Annotated in this window: 14 protein-coding genes and 1 pseudogene; 10 read left to right on the top strand and 5 right to left on the bottom strand. The window is 70.7% G+C overall.

All coding sequences use genetic code 11. The features are described from left to right. The first annotated feature begins 62 nt into the window (after positions 1–62). Together ACZ42A_RS16850 and ACZ42A_RS16845 are read left to right on the top strand one after the other, a co-directional pair. On the top strand, positions 63–782 hold the full coding sequence (locus ACZ42A_RS16850) for a YidC/Oxa1 family membrane protein insertase (protein ID WP_468527954.1): 720 nt from the start codon (positions 63–65) through the stop codon (positions 780–782). A 149-nt stretch (positions 783–931) separates the two neighbouring features. Next, complete coding sequence (locus tag ACZ42A_RS16845) at positions 932–1,789, top strand: fumarylacetoacetate hydrolase family protein (RefSeq protein WP_468527953.1); 858 nt, start codon at positions 932–934, stop codon at positions 1,787–1,789. A gap of 110 nt (positions 1,790–1,899) precedes the next feature. Here the strand turns inward: ACZ42A_RS16845 and ACZ42A_RS16840 are convergent, their stop codons facing one another. The 3 genes from ACZ42A_RS16840 to ACZ42A_RS16830 form a co-directional block, all read right to left on the bottom strand. Beyond that, complete coding sequence (locus ACZ42A_RS16840; protein ID WP_468527952.1) at positions 1,900–2,769, bottom strand: LLM class F420-dependent oxidoreductase; 870 nt, start codon at positions 2,767–2,769, stop codon at positions 1,900–1,902. Positions 2,770–2,885: 116 nt separating this feature from the next. Continuing rightward, positions 2,886–3,371 (bottom strand): heme-degrading domain-containing protein, encoded by a 486-nt coding sequence (locus ACZ42A_RS16835; RefSeq protein WP_468528101.1) that lies wholly within the window; start codon positions 3,369–3,371, stop codon positions 2,886–2,888. 20 nt (positions 3,372–3,391) lie between these two features. Further along, complete coding sequence (locus tag ACZ42A_RS16830) at positions 3,392–4,471, bottom strand: Gfo/Idh/MocA family protein (RefSeq protein ID WP_468527951.1); 1,080 nt, start codon at positions 4,469–4,471, stop codon at positions 3,392–3,394. Here ACZ42A_RS16830 and ACZ42A_RS16825 point away from each other — a divergent pair. From ACZ42A_RS16825 to ACZ42A_RS16790, 8 genes and pseudogenes are all read left to right on the top strand, one after another. Continuing rightward, positions 4,470–5,645 (top strand): ROK family transcriptional regulator, encoded by a 1,176-nt coding sequence (locus ACZ42A_RS16825; protein WP_468527950.1) that lies wholly within the window; start codon positions 4,470–4,472, stop codon positions 5,643–5,645. The two genes, ACZ42A_RS16830 and ACZ42A_RS16825, sit on opposite strands and share 2 nt — an antisense overlap. Before the next feature lie 152 nt (positions 5,646–5,797). After that, on the top strand, positions 5,798–6,661 hold the full coding sequence (locus ACZ42A_RS16820) for a hypothetical protein (RefSeq protein WP_468527949.1): 864 nt from the start codon (positions 5,798–5,800) through the stop codon (positions 6,659–6,661). 32 nt (positions 6,662–6,693) lie between these two features. Then, positions 6,694–6,936, top strand: a pseudogene (locus tag ACZ42A_RS16815) (GntR family transcriptional regulator); the annotation flags it as partial. Between the two features lie 6 nt (positions 6,937–6,942). Further along, positions 6,943–8,163, top strand: coding sequence for a 2-aminoethylphosphonate ABC transporter substrate-binding protein (locus ACZ42A_RS16810; RefSeq protein WP_468528100.1), 1,221 nt, complete (start codon positions 6,943–6,945; stop codon positions 8,161–8,163). 107 nt (positions 8,164–8,270) lie between these two features. Continuing rightward, positions 8,271–9,050, top strand: coding sequence for an HAD-IIA family hydrolase (locus tag ACZ42A_RS16805; RefSeq protein ID WP_468527948.1), 780 nt, complete (start codon positions 8,271–8,273; stop codon positions 9,048–9,050). A 126-nt stretch (positions 9,051–9,176) separates the two neighbouring features. Further along, positions 9,177–9,959 (top strand): hypothetical protein, encoded by a 783-nt coding sequence (locus tag ACZ42A_RS16800; RefSeq protein WP_468527947.1) that lies wholly within the window; start codon positions 9,177–9,179, stop codon positions 9,957–9,959. A gap of 3 nt (positions 9,960–9,962) precedes the next feature. After that, complete coding sequence (locus tag ACZ42A_RS16795; protein WP_468527946.1) at positions 9,963–10,643, top strand: class F sortase; 681 nt, start codon at positions 9,963–9,965, stop codon at positions 10,641–10,643. Between the two features lie 64 nt (positions 10,644–10,707). Beyond that, a complete protein-coding gene (locus tag ACZ42A_RS16790) occupies positions 10,708–11,730 on the top strand; it encodes a glycoside hydrolase family 6 protein (RefSeq protein ID WP_468527945.1) in 1,023 nt (340 codons plus the stop codon). A gap of 78 nt (positions 11,731–11,808) precedes the next feature. On the opposite strand, the gene glxA is transcribed toward ACZ42A_RS16790, so the two are convergent. Further along, positions 11,809–13,746, bottom strand: coding sequence for a radical copper oxidase GlxA (glxA, locus tag ACZ42A_RS16785; RefSeq protein WP_468527944.1), 1,938 nt, complete (start codon positions 13,744–13,746; stop codon positions 11,809–11,811). Continuing rightward, positions 13,743–15,776: a glycosyltransferase family 2 protein gene (locus ACZ42A_RS16780; RefSeq protein ID WP_468527943.1), complete on the bottom strand. Its 2,034-nt coding sequence runs from the start codon at positions 15,774–15,776 to the stop codon at positions 13,743–13,745. The genes glxA and ACZ42A_RS16780 overlap by 4 nt, the downstream gene beginning before the upstream one ends. Positions 15,777–16,061: the final 285 nt, after the last annotated feature.

The raw sequence follows: 16,061 nt of genomic DNA, 5'->3' as shown, positions 1-16,061 counted from the left end.
GGGTCGTCATGCCGCCAGTCCCTGTCACGGCACGACGAGACCCCCGGAGGGCTCACCCACCCATGTCCGTTTTCGCCAACATCGTCGAGCAGCTCGCCGATCTGCTCGCCCCGCTGTTCCACGGCTCCGCGGCCGCCGCCGCGATCGTCCTGTTCACCGCGTTCGTACGGCTGCTGGTGCATCCGCTGTCCCGGGCCGCCGCGCGCGGGCAGAAGGCGCGCACCCGGCTCCAGCCGCAGGTCGCCAAGTTGCGGAAGAAGTACCGGAACGACCCCGAGCGGTTGCAGCGGGCCGTGCTGGAGCTGCACCAGAAGGAGAAGGTGTCGCCGCTGGCCGGCTGCCTGCCCGGCCTGCTCCAGTTGCCCGCGTTCTTTCTCCTCTACCACCTGTTCTCCAGCCCGACGATCGGCGACGGCAGCAATGAGCTGCTCGGGCACCAGCTGCTCGGTGCACCGCTCGGCGATCGCTGGACGGACGCCCTGACTGGCGGTGGCGGTCTCCTCGGCGAGGCGGGGCTCGTGTACCTCGGGCTGTTCGTCCTCGTCGCGGCCGTCGCCGCGTTCAACTACCGGCGTACGAAGATCATGATGGCCGCCAACCCGGTCGTGCCCGCGGGGGACGCCGGGCAGGCGGTGCCCGGGATGGGGGCCGTCACCAAGGTCATGCCGTTCATGTCCTTCTTCACCCTGGTCACCGTGGCCGTCGTGCCGCTGGCCGCCGCGCTGTACGTGGTCACCAGCACGACGTGGAGTGCCGTCGAGCGGGCCGTGCTGTATCGCTGACGCCCCGGAGTGCGCGGGTCCAGTACGTGAACGGGGTATTGCGGACTGGACCCTCACCTTGGAGGATCGACCAGCCCTCCGATGGCTGTGGCCTGCCGCACCCAGGCCCTCGCCTCGGAGGGCTGCCGCGATCGAGGGAGATTGTGATCATGAAGCTGCTGCGAGTCGGTACGGCCGGGGCCGAGCGGCCCGCGCTGCTCGACGCCGAGGGCACCCTGCGGGACCTGTCGGGTGTCGTGCCGGACATCGACGGAGCGCTGCTCGCGGACGACGCTGCGATGGCCCGGGTGCGGGCCGCCGCCGAGGGCGGGGAACTGCCCGTGCTGGACGCGGCCGGGGTGCGGATCGGGGCGCCGGTCGGGAGGATCGGCAAGGTCGTGTGCATCGGGCTGAACTACCACGACCACGCCCGGGAGACGGGTGCTCAGCCGCCGGCCGAGCCGGTCGTCTTCCTCAAAGCCCCGGACACCGTGGTCGGGCCGAACGACACCGTGCTCGTGCCGCGCGGGTCGGTGAAGACCGACTGGGAGGTCGAGCTGGCCGTCGTCATCGGGCGTACGGCCCGCTATCTGGACTCCGCGGAGGACGCCCTCGCGCATGTCGCGGGGTACACGGTGTCGCACGACGTGTCCGAGCGGGAGTACCAGATGGACCGCGGCGGGACCTGGGACAAGGGGAAGAACTGCGAGACGTTCAATCCGCTCGGGCCGTGGCTGGTGACCGCCGATGAAGTGGCGGATCCGCAGAAGCTGGGGCTGAAGCTGTGGGTGAACGGGGAGCTGAAGCAGGACGGGACCACGGCGGAGCAGATCTTCTCCGTGGGGGAGGTTGTGCGGTATCTGTCGCACTTCATGACGCTCTACCCCGGGGATGTGATCAATACCGGGACGCCTGCGGGGGTGGCCTTCGGGCAGCCTGAGCCCAAGCCCTATCTCCGGCCCGGTGATGTGGTGGAGCTGGAGGTCGAGGGGCTTGGGCGGCAGCGGCAGGAGTTGAGGAGCGCCTAGGGGGAGGGGAAGTCGCGGTTCGGTGGCGGCTGCGGGTTCGTTGTGGTTTCTCGCGCCCACGCGGCGGAGCCGCATACCGAGCAGGGCCCCGCGCCCCTAGGTGACTCCCCTTACGCGAGTAGAGACGCCAGCCTCCTCCACTCCTCCCTCGGCAGGGACTCCCGGTCGCCGCCGTCCACCACCTGCAGCGCCACATGGTCCGCACCCGCCTCGATGAACGCGTCGACGCGGGTGCGGATCTCCTTCTCGCCGCCCCAGGCGAAGAGCGCGTCCACCAGGCGGTCGCTGCCGCCGTTCGCCAGGTCGGCCTCCGTGAAGCCGTAGCGGAGGAAGTTGTTGGTGTAGTTGGGGAGGGAGAGGTACAGGTCCAGGAATGCGCGGGCCAGCGCGCGGGCCCGGGTGGGGTCGGTCTCCAGGACGACCGCCAGTTCCGGGGCCAGCAGCGGCTCCTCGCCCAGGGTCTCCCGCGCCTCGGCCGTGTGTTCCGGCGTCACCAGGTACGGGATCGCGCCGGCCGCCCGGTCGCGGGACAGCTCCAGGGTCTTCGGGCCGAGCGCGGCGAGGACGCGGCGCTCCGCCGGTACGCCCGCCTCGTCCAGGGCGTCCAGATAGCCGACGAGTGCCGAGTACGGCCGCCGGTACTGCTCCGCGAACTTGGCGTGGCTGACGCCCAGGCCCAGGACGAAGCGGCCGGGGTGGGCCGCCTCCAGCTCGGCGAAGGAGGCCGCGCTCTCGGGGGCCTCGTACTGCCAGATGCTCTGGATGCTGGTGCCGACGGTGAGCGTCGAGGTGGCCTCCAGCAGCGGGGCGGCGTGCTGGGCGGCGCTGTTGCCGCCCAGCCAGACCGTGCCATAGCCGAGTTCCTCCAACTCGGCCGCCGCCTCCGCCCGTTCGGCGGCGCTCGCCGGGTCCTCCGAGCGCAGGCCGACGTTCCAGATGCCGTACCGGCCGATCTGCTCCTTCAACGGCGTCGTGCTCATGCGTGTGATCCCTCCGGCGTGCCACGGCGGTTACAGCGGTTACAGCGGTTACAGCTGTGGCAACCGGAGGGGTCGGCCGAGTAATTCCCGGTGAGCGAACCGAGCGTGAAGTTGCCTCAGATCTTGAGGAACTCCTCCAGCGCCTCCACCACGAACCGGTGGTCCTGGAGCTGCGGCAGTCCGGAGACGGTGACCGCGCCGATCACGCCCACGCCCTCGACGTTGATCGGGAAGGAGCCGCCGTGCGCGGCGTACTCGTCCGGGTCGAGGCGGGAGGACTCCTCGAACGTCGTGCCCTTGGCGCGGAAGCGGGCGCCGACCAGATACGAGGCCGAGCCGTAGCGCTCCACCACCCGGCGCTTGCGGGTGATCCAGGCGTCGTTGTCGGGGGTCGAGCCGGCCAGTGCGGCGTGGAAGAGCTGCTGGCCCGCGCGGTGGATGTCGATGGCGACGGGGGCCTGGCGCTCCTGGGCCAGCCGGACCAGGAGGGAGCCCAGCTCCCAGGCGTCGTCGTGCGTGAACTGGCGGAAGACCAGGCGGCGTTCCTGGGCCTCCAGCTCCTCGATGCTCGGGGTCAGCTCAGGGGTGAGCTTGGGGGTCATGGTGTGCTTCTGCGGGTGCGTCACAGGGTCACCGTCACTCCGTCTCGGGCCGAACGGCGGGCCGCTTCCAGTACGTCGAGGGCGGCGGCCGCCTCCAGCGCGGTCACCGGGTTGGGGCCATCCTCCAGCAGGGCGCGCGCCACCGCCGCGTAGTAGGCGGGGTAGTCGCCCCGCAGGGTGGGCACCGGCCCGCCGCCGCCTGTCAGCGGGGACTCCCCGGAGCCGAGCCGGCCCCACAGGGACTCGGGTTCCGCGCCCCAGCCGGGCCCGGGGCGCCGGCCATCGCGCAGGGCCGCCTCCTGCGGGTCCAGGCCGTACTTGACGTAGCCCGCCTGCGAGCCCAGCACCCGGAAGCGCGGGCCGAGCTGGGCGGTCGTGGCCGAGACGTACAGGTGGGAGCGGACGCCGCTCGCGTGCGTCAGCGCGATGAAGGTGTCGTCGTCGGTCTGCGCGCCGGGGCGGCGGACGTCCGCCTCGGCGTAGACCTGCGTCGCGGGGCCGAAGAGAACCAGGGCCTGGTCGACGACGTGGCTGCCGAGGTCGTACAGCAGACCGCCGATCTCCGCGGGGTCGCCGGACTCCCGCCAGCCGCCCTTCGGCTGCGGCCGCCACCGCTCGAAGCGCGACTCGAAGCGCCATACGTCGCCCAGCTCGCCCTCGGCCAGCAGCTTGCGCAGGGTGAGGAAGTCGTTGTCCCAGCGGCGGTTCTGGAAGACCGAGAGGAGCAGTCCGCGGTCGGCGGCCAGGGCCGCCAGCTCCCGCGCCTCGGCGGCCGTTCCGGCCACCGGCTTGTCGACGACGACCGGCAGACCGGCCTTGAGGGCGGTGGTCGCGAGCGGGACGTGCGTCTTGTTCGGTGACGCGATGACGATCAGGTCCAGCTCGCCGGCCCGGTCGAACAGCTCGTCCGGCGCGGCGGCGATCCGCACGCCCGGGTGTTCGGCGCGGGCATGGTCCTGCCGCTCCGGGTTCGAGGTGACCACCGTGTCGAGGGCGAGGCCCTCGGTGGTCGCGATCAGCGGGGCGTGGAAGACGGATCCCGCGAGGCCGTAGCCGATGAGGCCGACGCGGAGGGGGGTGCCTGAGGTGCCAGTCGTCATGCGTCCACTTTCGCAACGCTGTTGCCAAAGTGCAAGCGGTGGGCAGAATGGTGGCGTGAACAGGACGAACGCGGCGGCATCGGCGGAGGGCGCCAATCTGCTGGCGCTGCGCAGCCACAACACCGCCCTGGTGCTGGATCTGCTGCGCACCGCCGGCGAGGAGGGCATCAGCCGGCTGGAGCTGGCCGAGCGCACCGGGCTCACCCCGCAGGCCGTCAGCAAGATCACCGCCCGGCTGCGGGGCGAGGGCCTCGCCGCCGAGGCGGGGCGCCGCGCGTCGACCGGGGGCAAGCCGCGGACCGTGCTGCGGCTGGTGCGGGACGCCGGGTACGCGGTGGGGGTTCACCTGGACCGGGACGAGCTGCGGGCGGTACTGGTGGATCTCACCGGGGCCGTGGTGGGGGAGCGGCGGGCGCCGCTGGACCTGGGAGCGGGCGCGGAGGCCGTCCTGGCGGGCGTGGCCCGCGAGGTGACGGGGGCGGTCGCGGACGCGGGTGTCACGGAGACCGTGCTCGGCGTCGGCGTCGCCCTGCCCGGCCCCCTCGACCACGCCCGCGGCGTGCTGCACCGGGTCACCGGGTTCCCCGAGTGGGACGGCTTCCCGCTGCGGGACGCGCTGGCGCGGCGGCTCGGCCTGCCGGTCGTCGTCGACAAGGACACCAACGCGGCGGCGCTCGGGCTCGCGGTGGGGGAGGAGGTCGGCCGGGACGTGGGGTCCTTCGCGTACCTCCACCTCGGTACGGGGCTGGGCGCCGGGCTGGTGCTCGGCGGGGCCGTGCACCGGGGGGCGCGGACCGGCGCGGGCGAGTTCGGGCACCAGGTCGTCCAGCTCGACGGCCCGCCCTGCACCTGCGGCGGGCGCGGCTGTATCGAGGCCCTGTGCCTGGCCGCCGTCGCGGGCGGCGACCTGGACGAGGCCGCGCGCGTGCTGGGCGCCGGTGCCGCGAACCTGGTCGGGCTGCTGGACATCGACCTCGTGCTGCTCGGCGGTCGTACGGTGGCCGGCGCGCCGGAGGCCTTCGTACGCGGGGTCGCCGGCGTCCTCGCCGACCGCGCCCGGCGTGAGGGCGCGGCCACGGTTCCCGTACGGGTCGCCCCCGGCGGTGAGCGGGGGGTCGCGGAGGGGGCGGCCCAGTTGCTGCTGGCTCCGCTGTTCGGGCGGGCGGAGGCCTGAACGGGCGGCCGCGTCCCGGCGGGCGCCGACCGGCAGCTCGTCCGGTGCGTCTCGCCGATCGGCGGTTTCCCTGCGCTGATCGAGCGGACTTCCCGCCCTGCCCGGAGCGTCGCCCCACCCCATCCGGCCCCACCCGGCATGGTCATGTGTTTATGCGACTGTTTCCGAGACCGTGCCGGCCCCGCCGCACCACCGCCCCTCTCTGCCTCGCAGCAGCCGCCGTCCTTCTCGCCGCCCCGACCCCGGCGGACGCGGCCCCGTCCCCCGTCCCCACCTGCGCCTCTCCCGACGCGAACACCTTCCCCCTCGCCACCCGCCTGCACGGCGGCCCCGCCACCTACGCGGCCGGCGGCGGCTTCGGCACCTGGTATCTCGACCTCACCAACACCACCGACCGCCCCTGCGCCGGCATCCACCCGGTGGTCGTCCTGGTCGACGACAAGCGCGCCCTGAAGCCCTCGCAGCCCCGCCTGGAGTTCTACGACGGCTCCCGCCTGCAGCCGCACCCCGTCCGCTTCGAGGCCACCGACCGGGACGAACTCGTCGGCGCCTTCGACGACGGCTTCCCGGGCTTCACGGTCGGCCCGGGCGAGACGGTCACCGTGAAGGTGCGCCTCTCGCTCACCTCCGACGCCGTGCGGAACCAGGTCACCGCCACCGCGGCCGTCGTACAGCGCCGGGACGACGACGGCGACTGGGTCGGGCAGTCGAACGAGTACCGCTTCACCATCGACACCGACCGGGACCGCCCCACCGCACCCGACGACGACACGGACACCGGTACGGAGACCGAAACCGACACCGGCACGGACACGGGCACCGACGCCACCGCCTCGCCCACCGCGGAACCCGGCATCTCCGCCTCCCCCGGCCAACGGGACACCGTCCCCTTCCCCGGACGCCCCGACGAACTCGCCGCCACCGGCCTCCCCCCGCTCGCCCGCGGCGCCCTCGCCGCCACCGCCCTGCTGCTCCTCGCCGGGGCCGTCCTGCTGCGCACCCGCAGGCGCCCCTGAGGCGCCGCACCCCCATCTGCGACGATCCCTGCGTGGACTACCCGAACGACCAGGCTCCCGGCGCCGCCGTCCGCTACGGCATCCCCGAGCACGGCCGCATCCCGAAGTACTACGCGGTCAAGGCGCAGCTCGACCGTCTCCTCGAACAGCTCCAGGAGGGCGCCCCGCTGCCCACCGACCGCGATCTCGCCGAGCGCTACGAGGTCGCCCGGGAGACCGTGCGGCAGGCGATCCGCGAGCTGGTGCTGGAGGGCAGGCTGCGCCGGCAGGGGCGCGGCACGGTGGTCGCCGGGCCCAAGCTGGAGCAGCCGCTCTCGCTCGCCAGCTACACCGAGGGCGTACGGCGCCAGGGCCGCACCCCGGGCCGTACGCTCGTCGGCCTGGACCGCTTTCCCTGCCCCGACGCGCTCGCCGCCGAGACGGGGCTGACGCGGGGCGAGCCCGTCTGGCATCTGGAGCGGGTGCTGCTCGCGGACGACGAGCGGGTCGGCCCCGCCCCCGCCCTGACCGCCTGCGGCGGCAGCTCCGCCGCCTCCGACGAGAACGTCGTCACCGTCTACAGCGCCGACGGCCTCAGGGGCGAGCACGGCGACGGCTGGTACGACCAGGTCTTCGAGGACTTCGAGAAGGAGACCGGCATCAAGGTCGAGTACGTCGAGGGCGGCTCCGGCGAGATGGTGCAGCGCGCCCTCCGCGAGCAGCGCAACCCGCAGGCCGACGTCCTCGTCACCCTGCCGCCGTTCATCCAGCAGGCCGACGGCAAGGGCCTGCTCCAGAAGTACGCGCCGAAGGGCGCCGACCAGGTGAGCGGCGCCGACAAGGCGGTCAACGGCACCTGGACGTCCGTCGTCAACAACTACTTCGGGTTCGTCTACAACAAGAAGGAGCTGAAGCAGCCCCCCACCACCTGGGAGGAGCTGCTGGACGGGACGTACGAGAACAAGCTCCAGTACTCCACCCCGGGCGTCGCCGGAGACGGCACCGCCGTCCTCATCAAGGCCATGCACGACTTCGGCGGCGAGCAGCCCGCCATGGACTATCTGAAGAAGCTCCAGGCCAACAACGTCGGCCCGTCCGCCTCCACCGGCAAGCTCGCCCCCAAGGTCGACAAGGGCGAACTGCTGGTCGCCAACGGCGACGTCCAGATGAACTTCGCCCAGTCCAAGACCATGCCGAACCTCGGCATCTGGTTCCCGGCGCGCGAGGGCGGCAAGCCCACCACCTTCGCCCTGCCCTATGCCGCCGGCCTGGTCACCGACGCCCCGCACACCGAGAACGGCAGGAAGCTCCTCGACTACCTGCTGAGCCAGAAGGCGCAAGCGCAGGTCAGCGAGATCGGCGGCGGCTTCGCGGCCCGCCAGGACGTCAAGGCCACCGACGCCAACGCGATCGCCCTCGCGAAGCTCATGGACGGCGTGGAGATCTTCGAGCCGGACTGGAACGACATCGACCGGAACCTGACCTCGTACGTCGACGCCTGGAAGTCCGCGACCGGCAGCTGATCGACGGGGTCGGATCCGGCCGGTGCTGACTAGGCTGGGGGCGTCGGTACGCCGTGGTTCCGGCGCCCCCCAGCTCATCCCGCACGTACGCCAGGAGACGCAAGCACATGGCAGACCGCAGGCCCATCGAGTCGTGGCTCACCGACATGGACGGGGTACTCATCCACGAGGGCGTGCCGATCCCCGGCGCCGACTCGTTCCTCAAGAAGCTGCGCGAGTCCGGCAGGCCGTTCCTCGTCCTCACCAACAACTCGATCTACACCCCGCGCGATCTGCACGCCCGGCTGAACCGCATGGGCCTGGAGGTGCCGATCGAGAACATCTGGACCTCGGCCCTGGCCACCGCCAAGTTCCTCGACGACCAGCGCCCGGGCGGCTCCGCGTACGTCATCGGCGAGGCGGGCCTGACCACCGCGCTGCACGACATCGGCTACATCCTCACCGACCACGACCCGGACTACGTCGTCCTCGGCGAGACCCGCACCTACTCCTTCGAGGCCATGACCAAGGCGGTCCGGCTGATCAACGCCGGCGCCCGGTTCATCTGCACCAACCCGGACGAGACCGGCCCCTCCACCGAGGGCCCGCTGCCCGCCACCGGCGCGGTCGCCGCGCTGATCACCAAGGCGACCGGCCGCAAGCCGTACTTCGCGGGCAAGCCGAACCCGCTGATGATGCGCACCGGCCTGAACGCGATCGGTGCCCACTCCGAGACCAGCGCGATGATCGGCGACCGGATGGACACCGACGTGCTGGCCGGCATGGAGGCCGGGATGCAGACGTTCCTGGTGCTCACCGGCCTGACCCGGCCCGAGCAGGTCGAGGACTTCCCGTACCGGCCGTCGAAGGTCGTGGACTCGATCGCGGACCTGGTGGACCGCATCTAGGGCTTCACCGCCACCCCGGCTAAACCAGCCGTAGGGCAAACGACACCCATTCGGAGCAGTCCGGGCCCCACTGAGGATGCGGGACCGGACCGCGCGGGGGAGTCTCCAGATGTCTGGAGGTTCACGATGGGTTCACTGCGACTCACTCTCAGTACCGGAGTCCTGGCCGCTGCCGCCACACTCACCCCGGCGGCGGCCCACGCGACGGACGGCGGCGGTGTGCAGGTCAGCCCGTCGTCCCCGGCCCCCGGCAGCGCGATCGCGCTGCGGGTGACCGGGTGCACCGGCAAGACCGGCACCGCCGCCTCGGACGCGTTCGTCTCCGACGCTCAGCTGACCGGCGCCAAGGGCGCCCCACTGGGCGGGGAGACACAGCTTCGCTCCACGGCCCGCCCGGGCCCGTACGACATCAGGATCGTCTGTGGCGAGAGGTCTCTGAAGGCCGCTCTCATGGTCGGCGCACGTGGCCCCGCCGGCCCGGCCGCCACGGCCGCACCGGCCTCGTCGGCCGCGTCGGTCCCACCTGATGCAGAGGTCGCGCCTGACGCGGCCGCATCGGTCCCGCCTGACGCGGAGGCACAGGTCCCGCCGGACGCACAGGTCGCGCCCGACGCGGAGGCACAGGTCCCGCCGGACGCGCAAGTCCTGCCGGACGCACAGGTTCCGCCTGATGCACAGGTCCCGCCAACCGCACAGGTCCCGCCGGCACTGCCGATCCTGCCGACCGCCCTGGCCTCGCCGACCGCCCCGGTCCGCGCGGGCGGCGGCGGCACCGCGCACCTGGCGGCCGTGGACACCAGCGGCACCGGCCCCAACGCCGCCCACGCGGTCACCGGGCTCCTCCTCGCGGCCGGCGCAGCCGTGGTCGTCGTGACCGGCCGCGCCCGCCGGAGCCGCAGGACGGACTGACCCATGTCCGACCCGGAACCGTCCTCGGGCGAACAGTCCTCGGGCACCGGGCGGCTGCTCACCGGCGTGGCCTGGGCGGTGCTGCTGCTCGGGCTGTGGCTGTGGGGCCGTGAGGTGACCGACGTACGGCACGGGATATCCGGGCCGAAGACCGGTGACATGGCGGCGGTCGGGCGTCCCCCCGACGTCCGGCTGCCGCCCGCCCGCAGCCCGCTCGGCAAGGCGCTGCCCCAGCGCCTCGACATCCCCGGGCTCGGCATCCAGGCACCGGTCGTGGCGCGCGGCCTCGACGCCCAGGGCGCGGTCGACCCGCCGCCGTACGACCAGCCGGGCGTCGTCGGCTGGTACGCCGCCGGGGTCGCCCCGGGCGCGGCCGGCACCGCCCTGCTGGTCGGCCACGTCGACACCGAGACCCGGCCGGCCGTCTTCTACAAGCTCAGCGCGCTGCGCGCCGGGCAGACCGTCCGGGTGATCCGAGACGACGGCAAGGTCGCCGAGTTCACCGTCGACGACATCCAGGTCGTCACCCGCGACGGCTTCGACGCCCAGCAGGCGTACGGGCCGCGCAAGCAGGGCCGCGCGGAACTCCGGCTCATCACCTGCGGCGGCAGCTTCGACCGGGAGAGCCGCAACTACACCGCCAACGTGATCGTTTCCGCATACCTCACCGGCACGGTCCTCTGACCCGCATCGCCGACTTATGTCAGGATTGAGCCCGGGAACAGCGCTGCACCCAAGGGGGAGTTGGATGTACGGCAGCAGGGGGGCGGCCGGAGTGCGGGCGACCGCGGCGGTGCTGGGGGCGGCACTGCTGATCGCGGGATGCTCGTCCGACGACAAGAAGGAGCCCGACCAGGGGGCGGCGGGCGGTATCACCCAACAGCCCAAGAACATCGCCCCGTTCTGGGTCAACCCGGACGGCAACGCGGCCCAGCAGGTCGCCGACTACGAGAAGGCCGGCAAGAAGGCCGAGGCCGAGCAGATCCGCAAGATAGCGCAGCAGCCGACGGGCGAGTGGATCAGCCCCGACAGCCCCGAGGAGCAGGCGCGCGGCTTCACCGAGGCCGCGGCGAAGGCCGACCGCACGGCGCTGCTCGTCCTCTACAACATCCCGCACCGCGACTGCGGCCAGTTCTCCGGCGGCGGCGCCGCCGACGGCAACGCCTACCGGGCGTTCGTCGACAGCGTCGCCAAGGGCATCGGGGACCGCCCCGCGACGGTGATCCTCGAACCGGACGCCGTGCTGCACATGGTCGACAACTGCACGGCGCCGGAGTACCACGAGGAGCGCTACGACCTCCTCAAGGGCGCCATCACCCAGCTCAAGTCCCTGAAGAACACCAAGGTCTACCTGGACGCGGGCAACGCCGGCTGGGGCCACCCCGACCAGATCTTCCAGCCCCTCCAGCGGGCGGGCATCGACCAGGCCGACGGCTTCTCGGTCAACGTCTCCAACTTCTACACGACCCAGGACTCCATCGCCTACGGCAAGGAACTGTCCGCGAAGGTCGGCAACAAGCCCTTCGTCATCGACACCAGCCGCAACGGCAACGGCCCCTACACCGAGGGCAAGCCCGACGAACGCTGGTGCAACCCGCCGGGCCGCGCCCTGGGCGAAACCCCCACAACGAAAACCGCCGACCCTCTCGTGGACGCCTACCTGTGGGTCAAGCGCCCAGGAGAGTCGGACGGCGAATGCAAGGGCGGTCCGAAGGCGGGGGAGTGGTGGCCGACCTATGCCCTAAAACTCGCGCAAGGATCAGATACCTAAGGGGCGCGGGGCTGTGTCCATTTGCGGCTCCGCCGCGTGGGCGCGACCAGCCCCCACAACCCGCAGACGCCAGAGGCGCTATGGAACCCGAACCCATTGCGCCTCGGAGGGCGTCCCCTGATCGTCATCCACAAACAGCATGTACCACCCCGCCTGCACCAGATTCCGATTCTCCGGCACAGTGACCGTCACCTTGTCCCCAGCCGTCTTGAAATCCAGCGCGATGGACCGCTGATCCACATCCGTCACATGCGTCGACGCACTGGGCCGAATCAACCGCACCTTCCTGATCGACGAAGCGTGCTGCGAGGTGAACGTCCCCGACTCCCCGCGCTCGATCGTCTGCGGTCCCCCGGACAACGAAGGCCGAGACCCACGGAACAGATACGGCGGCCGGTAGATCTCGATCCGCTGCTCGAACTTCCCCGGCTTCGTGTTCGCCTTGTCCGCGAACAACGAGTCGGAACCGAAGAACATCACCGACCCGTCCGGCAGCAGAATCGACCCGGAGTGATAGTTCCGCCCCACCAGCGGATCGGCGACCCGCTCGAACGAATTGCTCTCCGGCTGATACAGCCGCGCCTCCAGAATGTTGGAGTCGCCGCGCCCGCGATAGTCCTCCGAGCCACCGGACACCAGCACACTGTCGTCCGGCAGGATCGACGCCTGCGGATACCGCGTCCCCTTGTCCAGTGACGGCCCGTCCACGAACCGAGGCTGATCGGCCTTCAGATCGACGATCCGGGTCTTCTCGCTGGACAGCTTGGACTCACCGACACCGCCCCCGCCGATCACCATGTACTTCTCGTCCTGCGCCGGCGGCAGCAGCACCGTCCCGGACGTCTCCAGCTGGTCCGCGTCGCTCAGCCCGGGAATCCTGGTGAACTTGTTGCTCTCCACATCCCAGATTCCGGGATCACGCCCGACGTCATCGGGCCCGTACCCCGCATTGGACCCGGAGTAGAAGACCTTCCCGTTCTGCATCAGGAACAGCGCCGGATACGTCGGGAACTGCCGGACCTTGTCCGTGTAGGCCCACTTCTTGGTCTTCGGGTCGTAGATCTCGTTCTTGCCCGGCACCAGCTGCCCGATGTCGTCGAGCCCGGAGACGCTGAGGATCTTCCCGTCGCTCAGCGTGGTGAGCGTCGGATACCAGCGGGCCTCCTTCATCGGGTCGACCTTGATGTACTTCTCGGCGACGACGTCGAACTCGTAGGCGTCCCGGATCCCCTGGAAGTCCTTCTTGTCCAGGGCGAGCTTCTGCGCGATGCCGTAGGTGTTGCGCGCGTCGGCGCCGGTCAGGCCCTGGACGCGGTAGTTGTCCTGCGTCCCCGTCTCGTACTTGGCGCCGCTCTTCTGGGCCTCGACGTAAATACGCCCGAGCCCGGGGTCGTTGCGCAGGAACTTCCCGGTCTGCGGGTCGAAGACCTTCTTCGCGCGCGGCACCAGCACCGGGTCCTGGGAGACGAACGTCTTGCCGTTCTCCTTGCCGGTGAACTTGGTGCCGGCGGGCAGCGTGATCGGCTTGTCCGGGTTCTCGTTGTGGACGATCATCAGGCCGCCGGCCTTGGTGACGTCACCCTTGAGCTTCTCGTACCGCTTGGTGCCGCCCGCGATGAGCAGATTGCCGTTGGCGAGCTGCGTATGTCCCGTGCAGAACAGGTCGTTCGGCGTCGGCACCTTCTTGATGGTGTTCCTGACCGGGTCCCAGATCCGGGTGTCGTACTTCTTCGCGTCGAAGTTGTCCTGGTTGTTTCCGGACCCCGCGACGAGCAGCACCTTGCCGGTGCGCAGCAGCGCTGCGTGGATGGTGTTCAGCCGGTATTCCTCGGGGAACTCGACGATCTTCCAGTGACCGTTCTCCGCTTTGTACTCGGGTCGGTTGATTTGGTACTGGTGGTACTTCTCGGTCCCGAAGCGGTAGAGCCACGGCCCGTTCATCCCGGCCAGCGCGACTACCACCGCCGTGCCTATCGCGAGTCGACGGGCGCGGCGGCGGCCGGCACGGTCGTTCATTCCTTACGTCCCCCAAGTCCACCAAGGGCGATCTGCATGGTCTGGTCGTTGCCCCCGCCTGCTCCTCCGCCCGTTCCCCCGTGCGGAGCCCCCTGCGAGGCGGCCCAGCTGGGCCGTTGCTGCGGGGCGTGCGGAGCGTACTGGGTGGGCAGCGAGGTCGCCGCGGCCGGGACCGCGTCCTGAGGCTGAGGCTGCGACGGCTGGGCCTGCTGCGGCTCGGCCGGTGCGGCGGGCCGCTTCTTCTCCTGCCGCAGGCCGTGCCGCCACGCGAAGATCGGGGTCGCGGTGATCAGCAGGGCGAAGGTGGCCCAGATGATCATGGCGGGGTGGGAGTTGCCGAGGACGAGACCGGCGGCGATCGACGCGGCGAAGATCAGGATGAAGTACCAGTGGTACCGGAAGGTGCCGAACCAGCGGTCCGGGCTCGCCGAGTCACCCTTGGGCGTGACCACGAACTTGCTCTTGCGACGCAGCACGGCGTCGATCAGCGCCTTGGCGTAGAGCGGCGCGGACAGCGCGGACATCACCATGCCGGCCACACCGCCGGAGCCCTCCGGCTCGTGCGGCGAGACGTTGTGGCGGCGGTTCCAGATGTACAGGCCGATCTGGAGCGCGGAGGCGTTGCCGTAGAGCATCAGCCACACGGTCGGGTCGATGTTCACACCCGAGGCGCCCAGGCCCAGGAACAGCGCACAGCTCAGCGCCGCCAGGATCCAGTTGAGGGCGGACATCGGGTAGAAGATGATCATCATCGTGTAGTTGAAGAGCTTGCTCGGCGGCAGCGAGTACCAGCCCTTCCAGTACTGCTTGAGGATCGTCTCGTACGTCCCGCGCGACCAGCGCATCTGCTGGGTGAAGAAGTCCGTCCAGGCGCTGGGACCCTCACCGACGGCGAGCACGTCCGGGGTGTACACCGAGCGCCACTTGCGGCCCGTCGCCGGGTTCTTGGCGCGGTGCATCTCGAAACCGGTCGCCATGTCCTCGGTGATCGAGTCGTACAGACCGCCGATCTGCTTGATGGCCCTGATGCGCACGGCGTTGGAGGTGCCCACGAACATGGGCGCGCCGTACCGGTTGCCGGCCCGCTGGATCAGCGCGTGGAACAGGAACTGCTGCGACTCGGCGGCCTTGGTGACGAAGTTGTCGTAGTTGCCGTACACCTGCGGGCCGATGACGAAGCCGACGTCCGGGTCGCGGAAGAAGCCGAGCATCCGCTCCAGGTAGTTGGGCAGCGGCACGTGGTCGGTGTCGACGGAGGCGAAGAAGTCGTAGTCGTCGCCGTGCGCGTCGAGCCAGGCGTTGTAGTTGCCGTGCTTGGTCTTGGCGCGGTGCGGGCCCTTGGCCTGGTTCCACTTCGCGACGCCCTTGCGGGAGAAGTGGTGCACGCCGAGCCGGGCGCAGACCTCCTTGACCTCCGGGTCGTCGCCCTCGTCGAGCAGCCAGACGTGCAACAGTCCCCGGTGGCGCAGCTTCACGGCCGCCTCCAGGGTCTTCGTCACCATCTCCAGCGGCTCCTTGCCGGGCACGAAGGAGGTGAGGAAGGCGACCCTGGTACCGGTCTCCGGGACCACCGGGATCGGGTCGCGGGCGACCAGCGTGGCGTGCGCGTTGGACACCACGTTCATACAGCGGAAGAACTCGATCAGACCGATCGAGACGAGCATCACGACGTCGAGGGCCGGCAGGAAGTCGTACGCCGGGTAGTCCCGCTCCGTCCAGTGCTCCGGCTGGAGCAGCCAGACCAGCAGGACCACCGACAGCACCGGCGCCGCCATCAGCATCAGGGCGACCCGTATCCGGTGCGGCTCCTGGGAGATCAGGGAGCGGTACTGCACCTTGTACGGCTTGTTCGGATCGGGCTGGGTGAGGGGACCCGCCAGCCGGCTGTAGTGCTCGTAGTCGTACCTCGGCAGCGTTTTCTTGATCCGGCGAAAGGTCCCCGTGGTGCTCATCGAGTGCCCCGGCACCCTGAGCTGGGTGGTCTGTGACGGGTCGAAGTCCTGCCGGGCGCCCGTCGGCGTCGACGTCATGAGTCATCCCCCCACACGCGGTTCACCGCGTGTCTGTCGGTTCCTTCGCCTGCTCGGGTCCCCCTCGACCTTCACAGACGTGTCGGTGGTGCGCCGCAGTCACCACGTGGTCCACACCCTATAGACATGGAACTGCGCGCTTCCGGTTGCATGATGCCCCCCTCGGCATCGCTTCATGAACCGGGGCCCCCTTCTCCCCGCTACATCCGGCAACCGGTTCCGTGCCCCCCAATTGGCGCGTATCCGCAGCCTCTTGAGAGCCAGGGTTCTACGGCGTTCAGCATG

This window comes from Streptomyces sp. NPDC030838 (assembly GCF_055572035.1).
This window is presented reverse-complemented; position numbering and strand designations above follow the sequence as displayed.

Excerpts from the sequence above, each read along its gene's own strand:
- ACZ42A_RS16850 (WP_468527954.1), top strand. The coding sequence starts at position 63 with ATGTCCGTTTTCGCCAACATCGTCGAGCAGCTCGCCGATCTGCTCGCC.
- ACZ42A_RS16845 (WP_468527953.1), top strand. The coding sequence starts at position 932 with ATGAAGCTGCTGCGAGTCGGTACGGCCGGGGCCGAGCGGCCCGCGCTG.
- ACZ42A_RS16840 (WP_468527952.1), bottom strand. The coding sequence starts at position 2,769 with ATGAGCACGACGCCGTTGAAGGAGCAGATCGGCCGGTACGGCATCTGG.
- ACZ42A_RS16835 (WP_468528101.1), bottom strand. The coding sequence starts at position 3,371 with ATGACCCCCAAGCTCACCCCTGAGCTGACCCCGAGCATCGAGGAGCTG.
- ACZ42A_RS16825 (WP_468527950.1), top strand. The coding sequence starts at position 4,470 with ATGCGTCCACTTTCGCAACGCTGTTGCCAAAGTGCAAGCGGTGGGCAG.
- ACZ42A_RS16830 (WP_468527951.1), bottom strand. The coding sequence starts at position 4,471 with ATGACGACTGGCACCTCAGGCACCCCCCTCCGCGTCGGCCTCATCGGC.
- ACZ42A_RS16820 (WP_468527949.1), top strand. The coding sequence starts at position 5,798 with ATGCGACTGTTTCCGAGACCGTGCCGGCCCCGCCGCACCACCGCCCCT.
- ACZ42A_RS16805 (WP_468527948.1), top strand. The coding sequence starts at position 8,271 with ATGGCAGACCGCAGGCCCATCGAGTCGTGGCTCACCGACATGGACGGG.
- ACZ42A_RS16800 (WP_468527947.1), top strand. The coding sequence starts at position 9,177 with ATGGGTTCACTGCGACTCACTCTCAGTACCGGAGTCCTGGCCGCTGCC.
- ACZ42A_RS16795 (WP_468527946.1), top strand. The coding sequence starts at position 9,963 with ATGTCCGACCCGGAACCGTCCTCGGGCGAACAGTCCTCGGGCACCGGG.
- ACZ42A_RS16790 (WP_468527945.1), top strand. The coding sequence starts at position 10,708 with ATGTACGGCAGCAGGGGGGCGGCCGGAGTGCGGGCGACCGCGGCGGTG.
- glxA (WP_468527944.1), bottom strand. The coding sequence starts at position 13,746 with ATGAACGACCGTGCCGGCCGCCGCCGCGCCCGTCGACTCGCGATAGGC.
- ACZ42A_RS16780 (WP_468527943.1), bottom strand. The coding sequence starts at position 15,776 with ATGACGTCGACGCCGACGGGCGCCCGGCAGGACTTCGACCCGTCACAG.